The following is a 22,579-nucleotide window of genomic DNA, read 5'->3' as shown; positions in this document are numbered from 1 at the left end:
CCCTCCTGGCTGGGTGCCTCGCTCACGCCCGCCACGCTATACCAGAGTGTGGGCACCGCCCGGCTCGGAGCCCCGGCGTGGCGTGGTTCGGTGCCGGGCGGTCAGCGGGCCCGCGGGTGCGCGGCGGCGTAGACCTCGCGCAGGGCGTCGGGCGTGACCATCGTGTAGATCTGCGTGGTCGTGACCGACGCGTGCCCGAGCAGCTCCTGGACCACGCGCACGTCGGCACCGCCGGACAGCAGGTGGGTCGCGAACGAGTGCCGCAGGGTGTGCGGCGAGACGTGCTCCGTCAGGCCGGCCCGTCCGGCCGCGGCCTGCAGGGCGGCCCACGCCGTCTGCCGGGACATGCGGGCGCCGCGCGTGTTGAGGAACAGGGCGGGCGTGCCACGGCCCGCGGCGGCCAGCGCGGGGCGGGCCCGCACGAGGTAGGCCTCCAGGGCGTCGCGCGCGAACGACCCCACGGGCACCACCCGCTCCTTGGAGCCCTTGCCGAGGAGCCGGACGGCGGTGGAGTCCCCCACGCCGTCGACGTCCAGCCCGACGATCTCGGAGATCCGCGCCCCGGTCGCGTACAGCAGCTCCAGCAGGGCCCGGTCGCGCAGGGGCAGCGGCCCGTCGCCCGCACCGGCGGCGTCGAGCAGCCCGGCGACGTCGTCCACGGACAGCGCGTGCGGCAGCCGCCGCAGCTGGGTGGGCGCCCGCACGTCGGCGGACGGGTCCTCGACCGCCAGGCCCTCGGCCTGCGCGAACCTGTGCCAGCCGCGCACGGCGGCCAGGGCGCGGGCCGTCGACGACGGCGACAGCGGCCGGCCGCCGTCGGACCCCTCGCGCACGGCCTCGACGAAACTCGTCACGTCGGACTCGGTGATCCCCGCCAGGCCGCCCCGGCCCGCCGCGTCGAGGAACGCCGCGTACCGCACGAGGTCGCGCCGGTAGGCCGCGACGGTGTTGGCCGAGAGGCCCCGCTCCACGCTCAGGTGCGCGAGGTAGTCCCGCAGCGCGCGGTCGAGCCGGCCGCCCTCGACCGGGGCGGACGGGGTGGCGGGCTGGTTCTCGCGGGACGACAGATGGGCCAGTGCGGTGGACACCGGCCCATCATGCCGAGCGTGGCCCGCCCCACGGGCGGGCCACGCCGGGCGGCGGCGACGCGAGGCCGAACCCGCCGACGGCTCAGGCGGGATCGCTCACCCGCGGGAGGTCACGCCGGGTTGATGCCGAACAGCTCGGCGCGCGAGCGGATCACCTGGGCGCGGGCCAGGCGGGGCTTGTCGCTGCCGTCGCGGATCACGGAGCCCGCGGCCTCGAACTCGGCGAAGAAGTCGACGGCCCAGGCCACGTCGGACGACGTGGGCGCGAAGGACTCGTTGATGACGCCCGACTGCTCGAAGTCCAGGCAGAGCTTGCCGGTCATGCCGAGGTTGACGGCGTCGGCCGACTGCTCGCGCAGCAGCGCGTGGGACGAGCCGACCGTGGGGCCGTCCACCGGGCCCGGCAGGCCGCCGATGCGGCTGGCGACCACGAGGCGCGTGCGCGGGTAGGCCATGGCCATGGGCTCGTTGGCGGCGCCGGTGTCGCGGCGGTAGTCGCCGGAGCCGAACGCGAGCCGGAACGCGCCGCGCGCCCGGGCGATGTGCACGGCCTCCTCGATGCCGAGGGCCGACTCCACGAGCGGGATGACGGGCACGTCGCCGCCGAGCCGCTGCGCGGTGTCGATGACGTCGTCCGCGCTCTCGGTCTTGGCGAGCATCACGCCGTTGAGGCCCTCGAGGCCGCGCAGGTAGGCCACGTCGTCGGCCCAGGACGGCGCCTTGCGGTCGTTGATCCGGACCCAGGCGCTGCCGCCGCTCTTGATCCAGCGGATGACGTTCTCGCGCGCCTCGTCCTTCAGGGAGTCGTCGATCGCGTCCTCGCAGTCGAGGATCACCTGGTCCGCCCGGGAGAGCTGCGCCTTGTCGAAGAGCTCGGTCCGCATCGCGGAGAGCAGGAGCCAGGCACGCGCGTAGTCGGGGGCGACGCGCGACTTCTCGCGGGCCGCCCGGCGCGGCGCCAGGTCGGCCTCGGGGACGACGGCGGACGCCGTCGGCAGGCCCGAGGAGTAGCCCGCGGACTGCGCGGCCGGCTGTTCGGCAGGGTCGGTGGTTCGGTCGGCTGGGGTCTCGGTCACGCGCTCAGCCTAGGTGGCCACCAGGGTGCAGGCCGAATCATGACCACCGCTATGCAGAGGTCTGGTCCGGAGCTCAGAAGGGCAGGAAGACGTCCACCGCGACCGCCACGAAGAGCAGCGACAGGTAGGTGATGGAGCCGTGGAACACCTTCATGGCGCCCAGCTTGCCGCTGGCCTTGCCCTGCGCCCGGCGCAGCATCGCGATCGTGGACCAGAGGAACCAGCCACCCAGCACGGCGGCCACCACGGTGTACACCCACGACATGCCCGCGAGCGGGGTCAGCGCCAGCGAGCAGGCGATCATCGCGATCGTGTAGCCCACCATCTCGGCCGCGACGCGCTTGTCGTCGCTGACCACGGGGAGCATCGGCACGTTGGCGTTCGCGTAGTCCTTCTTGAACTTGATCGACAGCGGCCAGTAGTGCGGCGGCGTCCAGAAGAAGATGATGCCGAACAGCGCCAGCGCGGCCCAGCTCAGCCCGCCGGTGACCGAGGCCCAGCCGATGAACACCGGCATGCAGCCGGCGATGCCGCCCCACACGATGTTCTGCGGGGTGCGGCGCTTGAGGATCATCGTGTAGCCCACGACGTAGATCGCGATGGCGCCCAGCGTGAGCCACATCGCGGCCCAGTTGATGACGAGCGCGAACCACGCGAGCGACAGCAGGCCGAGGATCGAGGCGAACACCAGACCGGCGCGCGGCGTGATCTCCCCCGTGGCCAGCGGACGCTTCTTGGTCCGGTTCATGACCTGGTCGATGTCCCGGTCCCACCACATGTTGAACGCGTTCGCGCTGCCCGCGGCGCCGGCGCCGCCGATCAGCGTGGCGACGATCAGCCAGAAGCTGGGCAGGCCGTCGGCCGCCAGGATCATGGTCGGCACGGTCGTCACGAGCAGCAGCTCGATGACGCGCGGCTTGGTCAGGGCGACGTACGCGCCCGCGCGGCGCATGAACCATCCCCCGGGACGCTGCTCGACGCCGGCCGCGGCCTCGGGGACGGACGTCTGGGGACGCGCGGTCTGGCCGTTCGTCAGGTGGCTCGTTCTCACGCGCGTCGCAGTTCCGTTCGGGAGAGGCAGGAAGTCGATGACGCACCTGGTCGGCGCTGTTGCCGGTCGGGTGCGTGCCCATGGTACGTCGCGGGGTGACCGGGTCGCGCACCGCGCTCCCGGACGAGCGTGTGAGATTTGTCCACCGCATCCTGGGACGAACAGTCCGTGGACAGCCCTGCGCAACGGATTACGCGCGCGTATAGGGTTGTTGACGCCATCGAACGAAGGGCGGCCGGCATCCCGCCGCCGCCGCACGCACGCTGCGCGGCTCTCCAGCGCGTCCGCTCTCCGGACAAGGACGAGGGTCGACGGCGGAGAGAAAGAGGACTCGTGAACGCTTTCGACCCCGTGCTGAAGCCCCTGGAGTGGTCGGAGCTCGACGAGCGAGCGGTCAAGGCCATCAAGGCGCTGGCCGCGGACGCCGTCGAGAAGGTGGGCAACGGACACCCCGGTACCGCGATCTCGCTCGCGCCGGCCGCGTACCTCCTCTTCCAGAAGGCCATGCGCCACGACCCGTCCGACCCGCACTGGCAGGGTCGCGACCGGTTCGTGCTGAGCGCCGGCCACTCGTCGCTGACGATCTACCTGCAGCTCTTCCTCGCCGGCTACGGCCTCGAGATGGAAGACCTCGCCGCTCTGCGCACCTGGGGCTCCAAGACCCCGGGCCACCCGGAGTTCGGCCACACCGCGGGCGTCGAGATCACGACGGGCCCGCTGGGCCAGGGCCTCGCCTCCGCCGTCGGCATGGCGTTCGCCTCGCGCCGCGAGCGGGGCCTGCTCGACCCGGCCGCCGCCCCCGGCGAGTCGCCCTTCGACCACCACGTGTACGTCATCGCCTCCGACGGCGACCTGCAGGAGGGCGTGACCTCCGAGGCCTCGTCCCTCGCGGGCCACCAGCAGCTCGGCAACCTCATCCTGATCTGGGACGACAACAAGATCTCGATCGAGGACGACACCAACATCGCGTTCACCGAGGACGTGCTGAAGCGCTACGAGGCCTACGGCTGGCACACCCAGCGCGTGGACTGGACCTCGGGCGGCGAGGGCTACGCGGAGGACACCGACGCGCTGGCCGCGGCGATCGACGCCGCCAAGGCCGAGACCGGCAAGCCGTCGATCATCGCGCTGCGCACCATCATCGGCTGGCCGTCGCCCACCAAGCAGAACACGGGCGGCATCCACGGCTCGGCCATGGGCGCCGACGAGGTCAAGGGCCTCAAGTCCGCGCTCGGCCTGGACCCCGAGGCCACCTTCACGATCGACGACGAGGTGCTCGCGTACACGCGTTCCGTCGGCGAGCGTCAGGCCACGGAGCGCGAGGCCTGGGACACGGCCTTCGCGGCCTGGTCCGAGGCGAACCCGCAGCAGGCCGCGCTCCTGGAGCGCCTGCGCTCGTCCGAGCTGCCCGAGGGCTGGACGGACGCCCTGCCGGAGTTCGAGGCGAGCGAGAAGGGCGTCGCGACCCGTGCGGCGTCGGGCAAGGTCCTGACCTCGCTCAAGGACGTGCTGCCCGAGCTGTGGGGCGGCTCGGCCGACCTCGCCGGCTCGAACAACACGACCATGGACGGCGTGCCGTCGTTCGTGCCGACCGAGCACGCGACCAAGAAGTTCCCGGGCGACCCCTACGGCCGCACCCTGCACTTCGGCATCCGTGAGCACGCCATGGGCTCGATCCTGAACGGCATCGTGCTGCACGGCCTGACGCGCCCCTACGGCGGCACGTTCCTGCAGTTCGCCGACTACATGCGCGCCTCGGTGCGCCTCGCCGCGCTCATGAGCATCCCGACCACGTTCGTGTGGACGCACGACTCGATCGGCCTCGGCGAGGACGGTCCGACCCACCAGCCGGTGGAGCACCTCGCGGCGCTGCGGGCCATCCCGAACCTCGACGTCGTCCGCCCGGCCGACGCGAACGAGACCGCCTGGGCCTGGCGCGGCATCCTGGAGAACACGAAGAACCCGGCCGGCCTCGTGCTGACCCGGCAGAACGTGCCCACCTACCCGCGCGGCACCGACGGCTTCGCCGGCGCCGAGGGCACCCTCAAGGGCGGCTACGTGCTCCTGGACACCGAGGGCACGCCCGACGTCGTCCTGGTGGGCACCGGCTCCGAGGTGCAGCTCGCCGTCGAGGCGCGCGAGATCCTCGCGGCCGACGGGGTGCGGGCCCGCGTGGTCTCCATGCCCTCGCGCGAGTGGTTCGACAAGCAGGACGAGGCGTACCGCGAGTCGGTCATCCCATCCGGTGTGAAGGCCCGTGTCTCGGTCGAGGCGGGCGTGGCGCAGGGCTGGCGCGAGGTGGTCGGCGACGCCGGCCGCATCGTCTCGCTCGAGCACTACGGCGCGTCGGCGGACTACAAGACGCTCTACGCCGAGTACGGCATCACCTCCGAGGCGGTCGCCCAGGCCGCCAAGGAGTCGATCGAGGCGGCGTCCTGAACCGCGCCGGAACACCTGGACACGAGAGAGGAAGGGCACGATGACTGACAGCACCAGCGACAGCGGCGAGAACGTCAGCCCCACCGAGCGGCTGTCCGAGGCGGGTGTCGCCATCTGGCTCGACGACCTGTCCCGTGAGCGCCTGCGCACCGGCAACCTCGCCGAGCTCATGACCAGCAGGAACGTCGTGGGCGTGACCACCAACCCGACGATCTTCGCGGCGGCGCTCGCGCACGGCGACGCCTACGCGGAGACGCTAGCCGAGCTGGCCGGGTCCGACGTGGAGTCGGCCGTGGAGCGCATCACCACGGACGACGTACGGGACGCGGCGGACCTGCTGCGCCCCGTCTACGACGCCACCGCCGCCGTGGACGGCCGCGTGTCCATCGAGGTGGACCCGCGGCTGGCCCGCGACACGGCGGCGACGGAGACCACGGCCGTCCGGCTGTGGGAGACCGTCGCGCGGCCGAACGTGATGATCAAGATCCCCGCCACGGTCGAGGGCCTCCCGGCCATCACGTCGACCCTGGCCAAGGGCATCAGCGTCAACGTGACGCTGATCTTCTCGATCGAGCGGTACCGGGCGGTCATGGACGCGTTCCTGGCCGGCCTGGAGCAGGCCAAGGAGGCGGGCCACGACCTGTCCGTGATCGGCTCGGTCGCGTCGTTCTTCGTGTCCCGCGTGGACGCCGAGGTCGACAAGCGGCTGAACGCCGTCGGCACGGACGAGGCGCTCGCGCTGCGCGGCCAGGCCGCCATCGCGAACGCCCGGCTGGCGTTCGCCGCCTACGAGGAGGTCTTCGCCGGTGAGCGCTGGGCCGCCCTCGCGGCGGCCGGCGCCCAGCCGCAGCGCCCGCTGTGGGCGTCGACCGGAGTCAAGGACCCCTCCTACCGCGACACGATGTACGTCGACGAGCTGGTCGTCGCCGGCGTCGTCAACACGATGCCGGAGAAGACGCTCGACGCCTTCGCCGACCACGGCATCGTGCTGGCCGACACCGTGACCGGCTCGGCCGAGCAGGCGGCCGCGACCATCGCGGCCGTCGAGGCGCAGGGCATCTCGATCGACGAGGTGACCGCACAGCTGGAGGACGAGGGCGTGACGAAGTTCGAGGTCAGCTGGGACGAGCTCCTGACGACCACCAAGGCCGGTCTCGACGGGGCCGGTGCAGAGGCCGGCGAGCGGTGAGGCCGGCCAAGATCGCGCAGGGGGTCAACCCCCTGCGCGACCCTCTCGATCTGCGACTGCCCCGCATCGCGGGCCCCAGCGGGCTCGTGATCTTCGGCGTGACGGGTGACCTGTCGCGCAAGAAGCTCATGCCCGCCGTCTACGACCTGGCCAACCGCGGCCTGCTCCCGCCGGGCTTCGCCCTGACGGGCTTCGCCCGCCGGGACTGGGACGACCAGGACTTCGCCCAGGTCGTGCACGACGCCGTCAAGGAGCACGCCCGCACTCCCTTCCGGGAGGCGACGTGGCGTCAGCTCGCCGAGGGCATCCGGTTCGTGCACGGGTCCTTCGACGACGACGCCGCGTTCGAGCGGCTGCGGGAGACCGTCGAGACGCTCGACAAGGAGCGCGGCACCGGCGGCAACCACGCGTTCTACCTGTCCGTCCCGCCGGCCGCGTTCCCCGTGGTGTGCGAGCAGCTCTCGAAGCACGGGCTGTCGCGTCCCGACGACGACGCGGACGGTGACGGCGTGCACGCCTGGCGGCGCGTCGTCATCGAGAAGCCGTTCGGGCACGACCTGGCCAGCGCCAAGGAGCTCGACGCCGTGGTGTCGAAGGTCTTCGACCCGGACTCGGTGTTCCGCATCGACCACTACCTGGGCAAGGAGACCGTCCAGAACCTGCTGGCGCTGCGCTTCGCGAACACGATGTTCGAGCCCATCTGGAACTCGAACTACGTGGACCACGTGCAGATCACCATGGCCGAGGACATCGGCATCGGTGGCCGTGCCGGCTACTACGACGGGATCGGCGCCGCACGCGACGTCATCCAGAACCACCTGATCCAGCTCCTGGCGCTGGTGGCCATGGAGGAGCCCGTCAACTTCGACGCCGCCGAGCTGCGTGCCGAGAAGATCAAGGCGCTCTCGTCCGTGCGTCTGCCCCGTGACCTCGGCAAGCACACGGCCCGCGGCCAGTACGAGGCCGGCTGGCAGGGCGGCGAGGAGGTGCCCGGCTTCCTCGAGGAGGACGGCATCGCGAAGGACTCCACCACGGAGACCTTCGCCGCGATCCGGGTCGACGTCGACAACCGCCGCTGGGCGGGCGTCCCGTTCTACCTGCGGCACGGCAAGCGCCTGGGCCGCCGCGTCACCGAGGTGGCCGTGGTGTTCAAGAAGGCGCCGCACCTCCCGTTCGAGACGTCGCTGACGTCCGAGCTCGGCAACAACGCCCTGGTCATCCGCGTGCAGCCCGACGAGGGCGTCACCATGCGGTTCGGCGCCAAGGTGCCGGGCACGGCGATGCAGGTGCGCGACGTGACGATGGACTTCGGGTACGGGCACTCGTTCACCGAGTCCTCCCCCGAGGCCTACGAGCGGCTCATCCTCGACGTGCTGCTCGGCGACCCGCCGCTGTTCCCGACGCGCGAGGAGGTCGAGCTGTCCTGGAAGATCCTCGACCCGATCACGTCCTACTGGGCGCGCAAGGGTCAGCCGGAGCCGTACGCCTCCGGCACCTGGGGTCCGCCGTCGGCCGACGCCATGATGGAGCGCGACGGCAGGACCTGGAGGAGGCCCTGATGATCATCGACATGCCGGACACCACGACCAACGACGTCAACAAGCGTCTGGTGCGCCTGCGCGACGAGGGCGGTGCGGTGGCCCTCGGCCGCGTGCTCACCCTCGTGGTGCTGGCCGACGAGCGTGACGTCGAGGAGTCGGTCGAGGCCGCGAACGACGCGAGCCGGGAGCACCCGTGCCGCGTCATCGTCGTCGCACCGGCGGCGCGCGGTACCAGTTCCCGGCTCGACGCGCAGATCCGCGTGGGCGGTGACGCCGGCGCCTCCGAGGTGGTGGTGCTGCGCGCCTTCGGCCCGCTCCTGGAGCGGACGGACACGCTGGTGATGCCGCTGCTGCTGCCTGACGCACCGATCGTGGCCTGGTGGCCGCGGGAGGCGCCGGCGGTGCCGTCGCAGGACCCGGTGGGCGCCATGGCGACCCGCCGGATCATCGACAGCACCACCGCGAAGAACCCGGAGGAGATGCTCGGCAACCTCGCCGGGACCTACGCCCCCGGCGACACCGACCTCGCGTGGGCGCGCGTCACCCTGTGGCGGGCGCTCATCGCGGCGGCCGTGGAGCAGCCGCCCTTCGAGCCCGTGCTCTCCGTGACGGTCGAGGGGCAGAAGGAGCACACGTCGCTCGACCTGCTCGCGGCCTGGCTCGGCGCCCGGCTGAACTGCCCGGCCGAGGTGGTGCGCACCGCCAGCGACGACGCGATCACGCGGGTGGTGCTGGAGCGCAAGAGCGGCCCCATCGTGCTCGACCGGCCGGACGGCCGCACCGTCACGATCACCCAGCCGGGCAAGCCCGCACGCCGGATCGCCCTGCCGATCCGCGCGCTCAACGAGGCCCTGATCGAGGAGCTGCGCCGGCTCGACCCGGACGAGGTCTTCGAGGAGGTCCTCACGCGGGGTCTGGGCCAGGTCACCAACCGGACGGCGGCCTGATGACCGAGGCGTCCGGGGTGCGGCTCGTCGTGGTGCACCCCGACAAGGAGGTGCTCGCGCAGGCCGCGGCCGCACGCCTGCTGACGCGCGTCCTGGACGTGCAGTCGGTGCGCTCCCCCGTGCACGTCGTGCTCACGGGTGGCACGGTCGGCATCGCGACGCTCGCGGCGGTGGCCGCGAGCCCGCTCGTGCCGGCGATCGACTGGTCGGGCGTGCACCTGTGGTGGGGCGACGAGCGGTTCCTGCCGGACGGCGACCCGGACCGCAACGAGACGCAGGCCCGGGAGGCCCTGCTCGACGGCCTGGTCACCGAGCACGGGCTCCCCGAGGCCAACGTCCACCCGATGCCGGGGCCGACATCGGTCGCCACGCCCGAGGAGGGCGCGGCGGCCTACGCGGCGCTGCTGGCCGAGCACGAGGGCGAGGCGGGCGGCGTCCCGGCGTTCGACGTCCTGCTGCTCGGCATGGGCCCGGACGGCCACGTCGCTTCCCTGTTCCCCGGTCACGAGGGACTGGACGCGCAGGGCACGACGACGGGCGTGCACGGCTCGCCCAAGCCGCCGCCGGAGCGGGTCTCGCTGACGTTCGACGCGATCCGGTCCGCCCGTGAGGTGTGGGTCGTGGCGGCGGGCGCCGAGAAGGCGGAGCGCGTGGCGGCGGCCCTGGCCGGCGACCCGGTCACGGAGGTGCCCGCCGCGGGCGCCGTCGGGCAGGCACGGACGCTGTGGCTGCTGGACCTGGAGGCCGCGGGCGCGACGACGGCGACGTAGTCGCACGGGCCGGTCGTGCAGAAAGAGGTAGCCACCCGGTGCGAACCGGGTGGCTACCTCTTTGTGTACGACTGCTTCGCCGCGAAAAACTCTTAGCGTGCTACGCGGCCACCACGGCGGACCCGCAGTGCCTCCAGCGCCTCCTCCAGGAGGGCCGCGCCGTCCTCGTCGGACCGGCGTTCCTTCACGTAGGCGAGGTGCGTCTTGTACGGCTCGTTCCGCACGGGAGCCGGCGGGTTCACCGGGTCCATCCCCGCGGGGAAGCCGCACCGCGGGCAGTCCCACTGCGTGGGCGCCTCGACGTCCTCGCCCACCGAGAAGCTCGGTGCCGTCTCGTGCCCGTTGGCACACCAGTAAGAAACTCGGATGCGCGGGGCGGTGTCGCCCCGCTCCGTCTCCCCGAGGGGGCCGGCGCCTACCCGGCTCCCCCGAATCGCATGACCGCCTGATGCCACGTCTGTCGTCCCCTCTGTGTGTGGCCGTCAGCTGCTAGGCGCTTGGCGACCGGGTCAGCTGACCTTCTGGATGAGTCCGAGCAGGACGATCACCACGGCCCACACGAGGGCGAAGGCGATTGTGATGCGATTGAGGTTCCGCTCGGCCACGCCGGACGAACCGGCGCCCATCGAGATACCGCCACCGAACATGTCGGACAGACCGCCACCCTTGCCCTTGTGGAGCAGGATGAGCATGGTGAGAAAGCCACTGGTCAGGACCAGCAGGACTTCCAGGATGATGCGGAGCGCGTCCACGGTTCACGTCCTCGGTTGTAGATGTGCCAGGGCGATCCCCGGCGGCGGATTCGGTCAAGAATAAGCGAGACGTACCTCACATTGCGAACCCCCTGATCAGGCCTGGGAAAGCCCCGAAAAGGGAGTGGCACCTGGAACGTCACGCCCGTGTGAGGGTACCTCAGGCAGGTTGCGGGAAACGTGCGCCCTGCCCTACGTGTCAGACCCACAGGTCACCGGGGTGAGCTGTGGGTCTGACATGTCAGGGAGGGTGCTCAGCGATCAGGTCTCAGACTGTATTTTCTGTCGCCTGAGACCGCCGCTCCGCTCCGGGCGAGTGCCTCGTTCCTCGGCCCTCACCCTGCGCTGCGCTCTGGTCTCAGGCGACGACGTGGGACTGGTAGCGGGCGATCTTCGCGAACTCCTCGGGGTCGAGGCTCGCGCCGCCCACCAGCGCGCCGTCGACGTCGGGCTGCGCCATGATCTGCGCGACGTTGCCCGACTTCACGGAGCCGCCGTACAGGACGCGGACGCCGTCGGCGACACCCGGGTCGCACAGCTCGCCCAGCACCCGGCGGATCGCGCCGCAGACCTCCTGCGCGTCGTCGGGGGTCGCGACCTCGCCGGTGCCGATGGCCCAGACGGGCTCATAGGCGATGACGATCTTGGCGACCTGCTCGGCCGGCACGTCGGCCAGCGCGGCCTCGACCTGCGCGAGGGTGTACGAGACCTGGTTGCCCGCCTTGCGGACCTCCAGGCCCTCGCCGACGCACAGGATCGGCGTCAGGCCGTGCGCGAACGCGGCACGCACCTTGTCGTTCACGACGTCGTCGGACTCCGCGTGGTACTCGCGGCGCTCCGAGTGGCCGATCACCACGTAGGTGCAGCCCAGCTTCTTCAGCATCGTGCCGGAGATCTCGCCCGTGTAGGCGCCGGACTCGTGCTTGGACACGTCCTGGGCCCCGTAGACGATCTCCAGCTTGTCGGCGTCGACGAGCGTCTGCACCGAACGCAGGTCGGTGAACGGCGGGATGACCGCCACCTCCACCGCCGCGTAGTCGTGCTTGGCGTCCTTCAGGGTCCAGGAGAGCTTCTGGACCGTGCTGATCGCCTGCTGGTGGTCCAGGTTCATCTTCCAGTTGCCCGCCATCAGCGGCGTGCGGGTGGTAGCCACGTGCTTCTTCTTTCTCTTCGAAGGTACGTCAGGTCAGTCGGCGAGGACGGTCAGGCCGGGGAGCTCCTTGCCCTCCAGCAGCTCCAGGCTCGCGCCGCCACCGGTCGAGATGTGGCTGAACCCGGCCTCGTCGAAGCCCAGCACCCGCACCGCGGCCGCGGAGTCGCCGCCGCCCACGATGGAGAACCCGCCGGCCGCCGTCGCGTCGACGATGCCCTGCGCCACGGCCTTGGTGCCGTCGGCGAACGCCTCGAACTCGAACACGCCCATGGGGCCGTTCCAGGCGATGGTCTTCGCGTCCGCCAGCTTGCCGGCGAACAGCTTGCCGGACTCGGGGCCGATGTCCAGGCCCATGGTGCCGTCCGGGATCGCGTCGGCCGCGACCACCTGGTGCGGCGCGTCCGCGGCGAACGAGTCCGCCGCGACGATGTCCACCGGCAGCACGATCTCGACGCCGTTGGCCTCGGCCGTGGCCAGGTAGCCCTTGACGGTCTCGATCTGGTCGGCCTCCAGCAGGCTGTTGCCCACCGACTGGCCCTTGGCCGCGAGGAACGTGAAGACCATGCCGCCGCCGATGAGCAGGCGGTCCGCCTTGGTCAGCAGGTTCGCGATGACGCCCAGCTTGTCCGACACCTTGGAGCCGCCGAGCACCACCGCGTAGGGGCGCTCCGGGTCGCCGGTCGCCTTGGACAGCGACTCGACCTCGTTCAGCACCAGGTCGCCGGCCGCGGCGGGCAGCACCTGCGCGATGTCGTACACGGAGGCCTGCTTGCGGTGCACCACGCCGAAACCGTCGGAGACGAACGCGTCCGCGAGCTGCGCGAGCTCACCGGCGAGCGCGGCGCGCTCCGCGTCGACCTTGGAGGTCTCGCGCGCGTCGAACCGCACGTTCTCCAGGAGGGCGACCTGGCCGTCGGCCAGGGCCTCGACCGTGGCCTTCGCCGAGGGACCCACGAGGTCCTGCGCGAGGGCGACGTCCTGGCCGAGCAGCTCGCCCAGGCGGGCGGCGACGGGCGCCAGGGAGTACTGCGGGTCCGGCGTGCCCTTGGGGCGCCCCAGGTGGGCCAGGACGACGACGCGCGCACCGGCGTCGGTCAGCCGCGTCAGGGTGGGGAGGGCGGCGCGGATGCGGCCGTCGTCGGTGATCTTCGTACCGTCCAGCGGCACGTTGAAGTCGGAGCGGACCAGGACGCGCTTGCCGCGCAGGTCGCCGAGGGAGTCGATGGTCTTCATGAGCACTCCAGGTCGGGGACCGGCCGCCAGGAGGCCGGTCGGGGTTTCCGTCACATGACGACGTCCGCGTGCGCCGGCTGGCCGATGCGCACGCGGACGTCGGAGTTCACGCTGGTGAGAAAGCGGTCAGAGCTTCTCGCCGACGAACACGGTGAGCGAGACGAGGCTGTTCGAGTAGCCCCACTCGTTGTCGTACCAGGAGACGACCTTGACCTGGTTGCCGATCACCTTGGTGAGCTTCGAGTCGTAGATGCTCTGGTGCGGGTTGGTCACGATGTCCGAGGACACGATCTCGTCGTCCACGTACTCCAGGATGCCCTTGAGCGGGCCCTCGGCGGCGGCCTTGACCGCGGCGTTGACCTCCTCGACGGTGACGTCGCGGGGCGCCTCGAACGTGAGGTCCGTGGCCGAGCCGGTGATGACCGGCACGCGCAGGGCGTAGCCGTCCAGCTTGCCCTTGAGCTCCGGCAGCACCAGGGCGACGGCCTTGGCGGCACCCGTGGTGGTCGGCACGATGTTCTGCGCGGCGGCGCGGGCGCGACGGAGGTCGCTGTGCGGGCCGTCCTGCAGGTTCTGGTCACCCGTGTAGGCGTGGATCGTGGTCATGAGGCCACGCTCGATGCCGATCGAGTCGTTCAGGGCCTTCGCCAGCGGGGCGAGGCAGTTCGTGGTGCACGACGCGTTCGAGATGATGTGGTGCGCCGCGGCGTCGTACTGCTCGTGGTTGACGCCCATGACGAACGTCGCGTCCTCGTTCTTGGCCGGGGCCGAGATGATGACCTTCTTGGCGCCGGCGTCGATGTGCGCCTTCGCCTTGGTGGCGTCCGTGAAGAAGCCCGTGGACTCGATGACGATGTCCGCACCCAGCTCGCCCCAGGGGAGGGCCGCGGGGTCGCGCTCGGCGAGCGCACGGATCTTCTTGCCGTCCACGATGATGTTGTCGTCGTCGAAGTCGACCGACTTGCCGAAGCGGCCCAGCGTCGTGTCGTACTTGAGCAGGTGCGCGAGCGTCTTGTTGTCGGTGAGGTCGTTGACGCCCACGACCTCGATGTCCGCACCCGACTCCACGAGAGCCCGGTAGAAGTTCCTGCCGATACGGCCGAAGCCGTTGATGCCGACGCGGATGGTCACAATGCCCTCCTCAGGGGCGCCGGCCGTCCCGGCGCACACGTTTCCTTGGATCTGACGCCACTGCCGTCGATGCCCGACAGTCAGTGCGTTGCCAGGGTGTTTCCGGGCGCCGCGACCCCGCGACGACCCGAAGGGGAAACGCGATGGTCACGGCGTCGTCACCTGACGATTTCGAGCCTATACCCGAACCGTGCCGAACCGTGACCCGAGCCGGACAGCCTGGAACTCCCGGTTCTGTCCTTTCCCACAAAAACGGATCACAGATCGAGCAGGTCCGCCGACAGCCCCGCCTCGGTGTCCGGGATGCCCAGCTCCAGGGCGCGCTTGTCCGCCGTCGACAGCAGCCGGCGGATCCGGCCCGCCACCGCGTCCTTGGACAGCTGCGGCTCGGCCAGCCGGCCCAGCTCCTCCAGCGACGCCTGCTTGTGCGCCAGGCGCAGCTCACCCGCCTGCCGCAGGTGCTCCGGCAGCTCGTCACCCAGGATCTCGAACGCCCGCTGCACGCGCGCCCCCGCGGCCACCGCGGCCCGCGCGGACCGGCGCAGGTTCGCGTCGTCGAAGTTGGCCAGCCGGTTCGCCGTGCCGCGCACCTCGCGGCGCTCGCGGCGCTCCTCCCAGACCTTGAGCGTCTCGGGCGCGCCGATCCGCTCCAGCATGCGGCCGATGGAGTCGCCGTCGCGGATCACGACGCGGTCGATGCCACGCACCTCGCGGGACTTGGCCGCCACGCCCAGGCGGCGGGCCGCGCCGACGAGCGCGAGCGCGGCCTCCGGCCCGGGACTGGTCACCTCGAGCGCCATGGACCGGCCGGGCTCGGTCAGGGATCCGTGCGCCAGGAACGCGCCGCGCCACACGGCCTCGGCCTCCGGGACACCGGCGGACACGACCTCGGGTGCCAGGCCGCGCACGGGGCGGCCGCGGGCATCGAGCAGGCCGGTCTGGCGGGCGAGCGACTCGCCCTCGCGCACCACGCGCACCACGAACCGCGAGCTCTTCCGCAGGCCGCCGGCCTGCACCACGATGAGCTCGCTCGTGTGCCCGTACAGGTCGTGGATGGCATGCCGCAGCCGGGTCGCCGCCGACTCCGTGTCGAGCTCGGCCTCGATCACGACCCGACCGGAGATGATGTGGAGGCCGCCCGAGAACCGCAGCGTCGCGGAGACCTCTGCCTTACGGCACGACGTCTTCGCCACCCGCACCCGCGCGAGCTCCTCCTTGACCTGTCCCGTGAGCGCCATGGCGTCATCCTGCCATGGTCATGTGCACGGTAACCCGGTGGAATCGCGGAAACTCGGGCGAATTGTCCCGGCGTGTCGCCTCATCGGTAGATCCGCTTTCCACGAGATGCCCTCATCGCGGCGCCTTCTCCCCGGCGGTGACCGCGAACGGCAGGTGGTTGCCCGCGAGCGGCGCGGCACCCGTGCCGAAGTCCGTGAAGGCGTGCGGCAGGTTCACCGCCCGGTTCAGGTCCAGGCGCAGCGTGCCCGACGGCGCCGGGGCCGGCTCGTCCTGCGCCGTCCCGTCGGTCGTCGTGACGTCGGTCGTCGAGACCTGGAGCGCCCGCCAGGGCGCCACGCCGTCGGCCTCGTCGCTGAACAGCACGGTGGGCGACGTGAGGGTGCCGGTCAGCGCGAGCGTGGCCGACCGGCCGCCGTGCACGACGTCGACCTCGCCGAGCACCTCGACGTGGTGCACCAGGCCGGGCCGGGCCGCACCGACCGTGACGGGCTCGGGCTCGTCGTACCAGCGCACGGGCACGTCGAGCACCCAGGCGGGGTCGTAGTCGAACGCGGGGACGCCCGCGAAGGCAGTGCGCGTGGCGGCCTGCGGGTCGCGCAGCCGCACGCCGTAGCGGCCCGTGCGCACGATCACCTCGACGGCGACCTTCGCGTCGTCCGGCCCGGCGGAGCCGTCCCGGCCCTCGGGCAGGAAGGTGCCCACGACGCGGCCGCGGCCCTCGCCGACGCCGACCACGGTCGGACCGTCGGGCTCGATGTCCTCGCCCACCAGCACCGTCGTGTCCCCCGGGACCGGCTGGGTGCGCAGCACACCGTCGGCGACCCACCACTCGCCGGGCACCCCGGGCAGGCGCGACGGCGTCGCGGTGGGCCACAGCAGCGCCGTCGGGCTCAGCCAGCCGTGCGGCTCGCGCAGCTCACGCTCCCGGTCCGCACGCCAGGCGGCGTGCTCACGAACGGCCTCCTCGGCGACGTTCGTACCGGACGTGGCGGCCTGCAGAGCCTCGGTCATGTCATGTCCTCCCGGTCGGGGTGCCGGCGTGCGCCGGCGAGGGCCCCCACCGCACATGACGAACTGGAGGCCGCACTGGTTGTCCCGCACCGCGGGTGAAGTCGCGGCACGCGATAACCAACCGGTCGAATCGACATTCGATCGGTCGGAGATCGCCGCGCACGAAATTACGTCGCTCCTCCAGGAGTGTCAACGAAGCACACCGCGCACGGCACCCGCCGGCGCGGCCGGCGCCGTGATGCCCCGGGCGTCCAGGAGCGGGCGCACCCCCTCGGCGAACCAGTACGCCTCCTCCAGGTGCGGGTAGCCGGACAGCACGAACTCGTCGAGGCCGGCGGCGTGGTACTCCGCCACCAGGTCGGCGACCTCCTCGTGGCTGCCCACGAGCGCGGTCCCCGCGCCGCCGCGCACCAGCCCGACGCCGGCCCACAGCCCCGGGTGGATCTCCAGGTCCCGGGCGTCGCCCGTGGCGGCGAGCCGGCCGCCGTCGTGCAGCGCGGCCATCCGCCGCTGCCCCACGGAGCCCGAGGTGGTCAGGACGCGCTGGGCGTCGGCGACCTGCTCCGGGGCCAGCTCGTCGAGCCAGCGCTGCGCGACCGCCCACGCGTCGGCCGACCGGTCCCGCGTCAGCACGTGCAGCCGCACGCCGAACCGCAGGGTGCGTCCGCGCGCGGCGGCCAGCTCGCGGACCCGCTCGATCTTGCGGCGCGCCTGGTCCGGCGGCTCGCCCCAGGTCAGGTAGACGTCCGCGTGCTCGGCGGCGACCGGGAGCGCGGCGTCGGACGAGCCGCCGAACCAGATCTCCGGCGTCGGGTCGGGCGGCGCGAGGCTCCGCGCGCCCTCGATGCGGTAGTGCCGCCCGGTGTGGTCGAACGACGCCGGGCCGCCGGGCGACCCCACGGACCAGACGCCGCGCAGCACGCTCAGGAACTCGGCCGTGCGGGCGTACCGCTCGTCGTGGTCGAGCCAGTCGCCGAACCGCCGCATCTCGACCTCGTCGCCGCCCGTGACGACGTTGAGGAGCACCCGCCCGCCCGCGAAGCGCTGCAGCGTGGCCGCCATCTGCGCGGCGAGCGTGGGCGAGACGAGCCCGGGCCGCAGCGCGACCAGGAACCGCAGCCGCTCCGTCTGCTGCGCCAGGGCGGCCGTGGTGAGCCACGCGTCCTCGCACCAGGTTCCGGTCGGGGTGAGCACGGCGTCGTACCCGAGGCGGTCCGCGGCCCGCGCGACCTCGCCGAGGTACTCCACGGTGGGCGACCGCAGGCCGGTGACGCCCGTGCCGCCGTGCGACTCCTTGGCGTGCGCGCTGCCGACGATGCCGCGGGCGTCGCCGTTGGTGGGCAGGAACCAGTGCACGCCGGCCGGGCGGCGCTCCGCCGTCACGCCACGGCCTCCGCCGGCTCGCCGGCCGTGAAGCCCGCCGCCCGCCGCTCGTCGCGCGGGCCCCACAGGTCGGTGGTCACCTCCGCCCGGACCAGCGGCACCACCTCGGCCGCGAACCGCCGCAGCACGTCCTCCTGGCGCGCCGGCTCGAGCAGGTGGTTCACCGACACCGCCTGCAGCACGTGCCCGAACGAGCCGTGGTAGTCCAGGATCTTCTCGGCCACCCGCTCGGGCGAGCCCACGAGGGCCGGCCCGCGCTCCACGGCGTCCTCCAGCGTGCGGAAGCTGGTCACCTTGCCGACGGCGCCCGGCGCGTGCTTGCGCGCGTCCTGCTGGCGCACCTGGCCCTCGTAGATGGGCCGGTACTGCTCGACGGCCTCCTCGGTGGTGTCGGCCAGGAACAGGCCGCCCGAGCCGGCACCCACGAACCCGTACGCCGGGTCGTGCCCCGCGGCGGCATACCGCTCGCGGTACCGGTCGATGAGCACCGCGTAGTTCCCGCGGGGCTGCAGCGCGTTCGCGCTGACGATCGGGTCGCCGTGCTCGGCCGCCAGGTCGACGGCGAACTGCGACGTCGCCGAGCCGTGCCAGATGCGGAACGGCCCCCCGAACGGGCGCGGCAGCGTGGTCGCGTGCTCCAGCCGGTGGCGGTGCCGGCCCTCCCACGTGACGTCCTCGGTGGACAGCAGCAGCCGCAGCAGCTCGTAGTTCTCCCGCAGGTACTCGTACTGCTTGGTGATGTCCAGGCCGAGCAGCGGGTACTGGAGGTCCTCGTTGCCCTTGCCGATGACGATCTCCAGCCGGCCGCGGCTGAGCTGGTCGACCGTCGAGAGGTCCTCGGCGAGCCGGATCGGGTCATGCAGGGACAGCACGGTGACGCCGGTGGACAGCAGGATGCGGGAGGTGCGGGCGGCGATGGCGCCGAGCAGCACCGTCGGGGCCGACGACAGCACCGGGCCCGCGTGCCGCTCCCCCACGGCGAAGGAGTCGAAGCCGAGCTCCTCGGCGAGCACCGCCGTGTCCACGATCCGGTTCAGCCGGTCTGCGGGCGGCACCTCCTGGCCCGTGACGGGGTGCGGCGGGTTGAACGCGATGTCCAGGACCTGGAAGCGCATCAGGCGGCCACCTCCTGCGCCGCCGCCCGGTCGCGCTCGGCCACGCCCTCCTTGACCAGCGGGATGACGTACCGGCCGAAGTCGATCGCGTCGTCCAGCAGGTCGTAGCCGCGGGCCGAGATGACCCGCACGCCCAGGTCGTAGTACGCCAGCAGCGCCTGCGCGACCTGCTCCGGCGTACCGACCAGCACGTTGGAGTTCCCGGCGCCGCCCGTGGCCTTCGCGGTTGCGGTCCACAGCGCGGTGTCGAACCGCTCACCCTGGGCGGCGATCTCCAGCAGGCGCTGGGAGCCCGCGTTCTCCGGCTTGTCGATCGGGTGCCGGCGGCTCAGCACGCCGCCCTGAGCCGCCTTGCGCGCCTCGATCCGGCCCAGGATGCCGTGCGCCTTCTCCCAGGCCAGCTCCTCGGTCGGCGCGATGATCGGCCGGAACGCCGCGTGGATGCGCGGCGGCGTCGCCCGGCCCGCCGCGGCGGCCTCGGCGTGCACGCGGGCGATCTGCTCTGCGGTGCGGTCCAGCGGCTCACCCCAGACGGCGTAGATGTCGGCCTCGGCGGCACCCACCGGGTAGGCCGCCTCGGACGATCCGCCGAACGAGATGGTGGGCACGTGGCCGTCGACCGGCTTGGCGTCCAGCACGAAGTCGTCGAGGTCGTAGAACTCGCCGTGGTGGTCGAACGGCTCCGCGCTGGTCCAGGCGCGCCTCACGATCTGGATGTACTCGCGGGTGCGGGCGTACCGCTGGTCCTTGGTGAGGGTGTCGCCCTCCCGGCCCTGCTCGTGGTCGTTGCCGCCCGAGATGAAGTGCACCGACAGCCGCCCGCCCGAGAGCTGGTCCAGGGTCGCGAACGTCTTGGCCGCGTACGTCGGGTAGGAGACGTTGGGCCGGTGCGCCAGCAGCAGCTCGATCCCCGGCACGTGCGCGGCGACGTGCGCGGCGAGCGCCGCCGGCTCGGGCCCGGAGGAGCCGTAGGCGAACAGGATGCGGGTCCACCCGTTGTCCGCGTGGGCGCGCGCGATGCGGACCAGGTACTCGGGGTCGAAGGGCTTGGTGGTGCGTGCGGTGGTCTCGGAGGCGTCGCTGGTCGCGGCGATGCCGAGGAACTCGACGGGCATGGGGTTCTCCTTCGTTCGGTACGGGTACGTCGTCAGACCCCGCTGGCCACCCGTCCGGTGTCCGGGGCGGAGGCCCGGTCGGCGCCGCCCCAGGCGTGGGCCAGCAGCTCGAAGGAGCGGCGCGTCTCGGCGGGGTCGTGGGTCGCGGTGGTCACGAGCAGCTCGTCGGCGCCCGTGACGCGCACGAGCGTCTCGAGGCGTTCGACGACGGTCTCCGGGTCGCCCACGATCCGCGTGTCGACCCGGTCGGCCACCAGCGCGCGCTCGGAGTCGGGCCGGTCGGTCCAGGCGGTGGCGGCCGACGGCGACGGGTAGGCGATGGCGCCGCGCTCGCCGCGCCGGATGGACAGCACCCAGTCGGCGAACGGCTCGGCGAGCACGCGGGCGCGTTCCAGGGTCTGCGCCACGAGCACGTCGGCCGAGACGATGACGTACGGCTCCTCCAGCACGCCGGGCCGGAACGCCTCCCGGTAGGCGGCGACGGTGTCGAGCACCGTGGCGGGGCTGACGTGGAAGTTGGCCGCCAGCGGCAGGCCGAGCTCGCCCGCCACCCGGGCGCTCTCGCCCCCGCTGGACGCGAGGAGCCAGAGGTCGAACTGCGCCCCCTCGACGGGCGGGCTCGTGTAGGCGCCGCCGTTCCGGTCCTGGTAGGTGCCGCGCCGCACGTCGAGCACGAGCTCGACCTCCTCGCGGAAGTCGGCGGGCTGGCGCTGCACGCCGATCACCTCCTGCTGGGCGAGGATCCGCTCGCGCAGCGCGGGGTCGTTGAACCCGTTCGGCGGTGCGGGCGGCACGTAGAGCCCGTCCACGAGCCGCGGTACGTCCCCGGCTCCGGCCGCTGCCCGTCCGCCGTCGAACGTAGATCTGATCGGGTTCTCGGCCGCCTTGGCGCGACTGTTCCTACGTTCGTCGCCCCCGGTCGCGGCGGCGGCCGACGGCGGCACCGTGAACGAACGGCCCAGCCCCAGGTCGACCCGCCCGGGGTGGAGGGCCGCGATGGTGCCGAACTGCTCGGCGGCGATCAGGGGCGACGTCGTGGACAGCAGCACCGCCCCGGAGCCGACGCGGATGCGTGAGGTGCGTGCCGCGACGGCGGCCGCGAGGACCGCCGGCGACGCCGAGGCGACGCCGGGCGCGAGGTGGTGCTCGGCGTACCAGACCCGGTGGTAGCCCAGGGCGTCGAGGTCGGTCGCGAGCGCCACGGCCCGCTGGATCGCCTCGACGCCGGTCGAACCGTCGGCGACGAGGGCGAGGTCGAGGACGGACAGGGGCACCCGGGTGGTGCGGTCGGTGGTCGGTTCGGTCATGCGGCTCACTCCTCGGTCTTGGGCAGGCCGGGCGGGTTGGTCTCGGAGCGGTCCACGGCCTCGACCTCGAGGCCCCAGCGCTCCAGCACCTGCTGGTAGGACCCGTCCTCGATGGCGTGGTCGATGGCGGCGGTGACCGCCTCGGCGGCGCCGCCGCCCTTCTTGGTGGCGACCGCGATCTGCGCCGTGTCGGGCCAGCCGCCGTTCAGGGTGCCGACCACCTTGAAGTCCTCCGGGGAGACCGCGGCCTGGTAGGCGAGCACGGCGTTCGGCCCCACGTAGGCCTCGACGCGGCCCGACTGGAGGGCGAGCAGCACGTCGGAGAGCTGCTCGTAGTACTCGGGTCCCTGGATGGGCTCCAGGCCGTCGGCCTGGTTGAGGCGGTCCCACTCGAGCAGGATCTTCTCCTGGTTGGTCCCGGAGCCGACGCCGACGACCTTGCCCGCGATGTCCTCGCGCTTCTCGATCGTCAGGTCGGAGTCGGCGGCCGTGAGCCAGCCGAGCTCGTCGACGCGGTAGCTGGAGAAGTCGATGGTCTCCTTGCGCTCCTCGGTCACGGTGATGTTGGAGATGACGGCGTCGACGTCGCCCGACTGGAGGGCGAGCGGCCAGTCGGCCCAGGCCTTCACCTCGAGCTTCACGTCCTTGCCGAGGGCGTCGGCGACGAGCTGCGCGATGTCGGTCTCGTGGCCGATCGGCGTCTTGTCGTCGTCGGCGAGGAAGACCAGGGGCGGGGAGCCGCTGGCACTCACGGCGACGGTGATCTCGTCCTTGTCGGCCCACTCGTCCGGCAGCAGCGCGACGGCCTCGGCGGACTCGGTGGTGCGGACGCGGTCCTGGTCGGGGCTGGTGCTGACCTGCAGGCCGGCCGACTCGGGGGCGTTCTCGGCGAGGCCGGCGGCGTCGTCCGCCTCGGGCCGTTCGGTGCTGGCGGCCGAGCAGGCGGCCGTCAGGGCGAGCAGCGGTACGGCGGCCAGGGCGAGCAGACGGGTGCGGACGGCTCGTCGGGAGACGGTCACGGTGGTTCCTCTCGGGGCAG

Annotated in this window: 20 protein-coding genes; 5 read left to right on the top strand and 15 right to left on the bottom strand. The window is 72.4% G+C overall.

The window, feature by feature from the left end:
* Positions 1–101: 101 nt before the first annotated feature.
* The 3 genes from xerD to AB0I29_RS03985 all read right to left on the bottom strand — a co-directional run bounded on the left by xerD (position 102) and on the right by AB0I29_RS03985 (position 3,116).
* A complete protein-coding gene (gene xerD / locus AB0I29_RS03995) occupies positions 102–998 on the bottom strand; it encodes a site-specific tyrosine recombinase XerD (RefSeq protein WP_285102474.1) in 897 nt (298 codons plus the stop codon).
* Between the two features lie 200 nt (positions 999–1,198).
* Positions 1,199–2,050, bottom strand: coding sequence for a CoA ester lyase (locus AB0I29_RS03990; protein WP_285102475.1), 852 nt, complete (start codon positions 2,048–2,050; stop codon positions 1,199–1,201).
* A gap of 187 nt (positions 2,051–2,237) precedes the next feature.
* Complete coding sequence (locus tag AB0I29_RS03985) at positions 2,238–3,116, bottom strand: heme o synthase (protein ID WP_036970961.1); 879 nt, start codon at positions 3,114–3,116, stop codon at positions 2,238–2,240.
* 432 nt (positions 3,117–3,548) lie between these two features.
* Between AB0I29_RS03985 and tkt the strand changes: the two genes are divergently transcribed.
* Genes tkt through pgl form a run of 5 tightly spaced genes read left to right on the top strand, consistent with a single transcriptional unit; the run spans position 3,549 to position 10,101 of the window.
* Positions 3,549–5,654, top strand: a complete 2,106-nt coding sequence (gene tkt, locus AB0I29_RS03980) for a transketolase (RefSeq protein WP_285102285.1) — start codon at positions 3,549–3,551, stop codon at positions 5,652–5,654.
* A gap of 40 nt (positions 5,655–5,694) precedes the next feature.
* Complete coding sequence (tal, locus tag AB0I29_RS03975) at positions 5,695–6,843, top strand: transaldolase (RefSeq protein WP_357478296.1); 1,149 nt, start codon at positions 5,695–5,697, stop codon at positions 6,841–6,843.
* Positions 6,840–8,402, top strand: coding sequence for a glucose-6-phosphate dehydrogenase (gene zwf / locus AB0I29_RS03970; protein WP_285102288.1), 1,563 nt, complete (start codon positions 6,840–6,842; stop codon positions 8,400–8,402). Before tal ends, zwf begins: the two co-directional genes overlap by 4 nt.
* Positions 8,402–9,331: a glucose-6-phosphate dehydrogenase assembly protein OpcA gene (gene opcA, locus AB0I29_RS03965; RefSeq protein ID WP_285102289.1), complete on the top strand. Its 930-nt coding sequence runs from the start codon at positions 8,402–8,404 to the stop codon at positions 9,329–9,331. The genes zwf and opcA overlap by 1 nt, the downstream gene beginning before the upstream one ends.
* Positions 9,331–10,101 carry a 6-phosphogluconolactonase gene (pgl, locus tag AB0I29_RS03960; protein WP_357478293.1) on the top strand — a complete coding sequence of 257 codons (771 nt, stop codon included), beginning with the start codon at positions 9,331–9,333 and terminating at the stop codon, positions 10,099–10,101. Before opcA ends, pgl begins: the two co-directional genes overlap by 1 nt.
* Positions 10,102–10,193: 92 nt before the next feature.
* On the opposite strand, the gene AB0I29_RS03955 is transcribed toward pgl, so the two are convergent.
* From AB0I29_RS03955 to AB0I29_RS03900, 12 genes are all read right to left on the bottom strand, one after another.
* The gene (locus tag AB0I29_RS03955) at positions 10,194–10,556 is read right to left on the bottom strand and encodes an RNA polymerase-binding protein RbpA (protein WP_285102292.1); all 363 of its coding nucleotides are present in this window, start codon (positions 10,554–10,556) and stop codon (positions 10,194–10,196) included.
* Positions 10,557–10,610: 54 nt separating this feature from the next.
* The gene (gene secG / locus AB0I29_RS03950) at positions 10,611–10,853 is read right to left on the bottom strand and encodes a preprotein translocase subunit SecG (RefSeq protein WP_020014806.1); all 243 of its coding nucleotides are present in this window, start codon (positions 10,851–10,853) and stop codon (positions 10,611–10,613) included.
* 358 nt (positions 10,854–11,211) lie between these two features.
* A complete protein-coding gene (gene tpiA, locus AB0I29_RS03945; protein WP_285102476.1) occupies positions 11,212–11,982 on the bottom strand; it encodes a triose-phosphate isomerase in 771 nt (256 codons plus the stop codon).
* A gap of 57 nt (positions 11,983–12,039) precedes the next feature.
* A complete protein-coding gene (locus AB0I29_RS03940; protein WP_357478291.1) occupies positions 12,040–13,239 on the bottom strand; it encodes a phosphoglycerate kinase in 1,200 nt (399 codons plus the stop codon).
* A 126-nt stretch (positions 13,240–13,365) separates the two neighbouring features.
* Positions 13,366–14,370 (bottom strand): type I glyceraldehyde-3-phosphate dehydrogenase, encoded by a 1,005-nt coding sequence (gene gap, locus AB0I29_RS03935; protein ID WP_285102295.1) that lies wholly within the window; start codon positions 14,368–14,370, stop codon positions 13,366–13,368.
* Between the two features lie 257 nt (positions 14,371–14,627).
* Positions 14,628–15,608 (bottom strand): DNA-binding protein WhiA, encoded by a 981-nt coding sequence (whiA, locus tag AB0I29_RS03930; RefSeq protein ID WP_285102297.1) that lies wholly within the window; start codon positions 15,606–15,608, stop codon positions 14,628–14,630.
* A 112-nt stretch (positions 15,609–15,720) separates the two neighbouring features.
* Positions 15,721–16,620 (bottom strand): DUF1684 domain-containing protein, encoded by a 900-nt coding sequence (locus AB0I29_RS03925; protein ID WP_285102299.1) that lies wholly within the window; start codon positions 16,618–16,620, stop codon positions 15,721–15,723.
* Positions 16,621–16,809: 189 nt separating this feature from the next.
* A complete protein-coding gene (locus AB0I29_RS03920) occupies positions 16,810–18,003 on the bottom strand; it encodes an LLM class flavin-dependent oxidoreductase (protein WP_357478288.1) in 1,194 nt (397 codons plus the stop codon).
* Positions 18,000–19,118 carry an LLM class flavin-dependent oxidoreductase gene (locus AB0I29_RS03915; RefSeq protein WP_357478286.1) on the bottom strand — a complete coding sequence of 373 codons (1,119 nt, stop codon included), beginning with the start codon at positions 19,116–19,118 and terminating at the stop codon, positions 18,000–18,002. Before AB0I29_RS03915 ends, AB0I29_RS03920 begins: the two co-directional genes overlap by 4 nt.
* Positions 19,118–20,233: an LLM class flavin-dependent oxidoreductase gene (locus AB0I29_RS03910; protein WP_357478284.1), complete on the bottom strand. Its 1,116-nt coding sequence runs from the start codon at positions 20,231–20,233 to the stop codon at positions 19,118–19,120. Before AB0I29_RS03910 ends, AB0I29_RS03915 begins: the two co-directional genes overlap by 1 nt.
* Positions 20,234–20,265: 32 nt before the next feature.
* Positions 20,266–21,540 (bottom strand): LLM class flavin-dependent oxidoreductase, encoded by a 1,275-nt coding sequence (locus tag AB0I29_RS03905; protein ID WP_357478282.1) that lies wholly within the window; start codon positions 21,538–21,540, stop codon positions 20,266–20,268.
* A gap of 5 nt (positions 21,541–21,545) precedes the next feature.
* Positions 21,546–22,559 carry an ABC transporter substrate-binding protein gene (locus AB0I29_RS03900; protein WP_357478280.1) on the bottom strand — a complete coding sequence of 338 codons (1,014 nt, stop codon included), beginning with the start codon at positions 22,557–22,559 and terminating at the stop codon, positions 21,546–21,548.
* Positions 22,560–22,579 lie beyond the last annotated feature (20 nt).

The organism is Promicromonospora sp. NPDC050262 (assembly GCF_040655935.1).
In the GTDB taxonomy this organism is placed as follows: Bacteria; Actinomycetota; Actinomycetes; order Actinomycetales; family Cellulomonadaceae; genus Promicromonospora.
The sequence above is the reverse complement of the archived record's forward strand: the minus strand, read 5'-3'. Positions and strand labels throughout refer to the sequence as shown.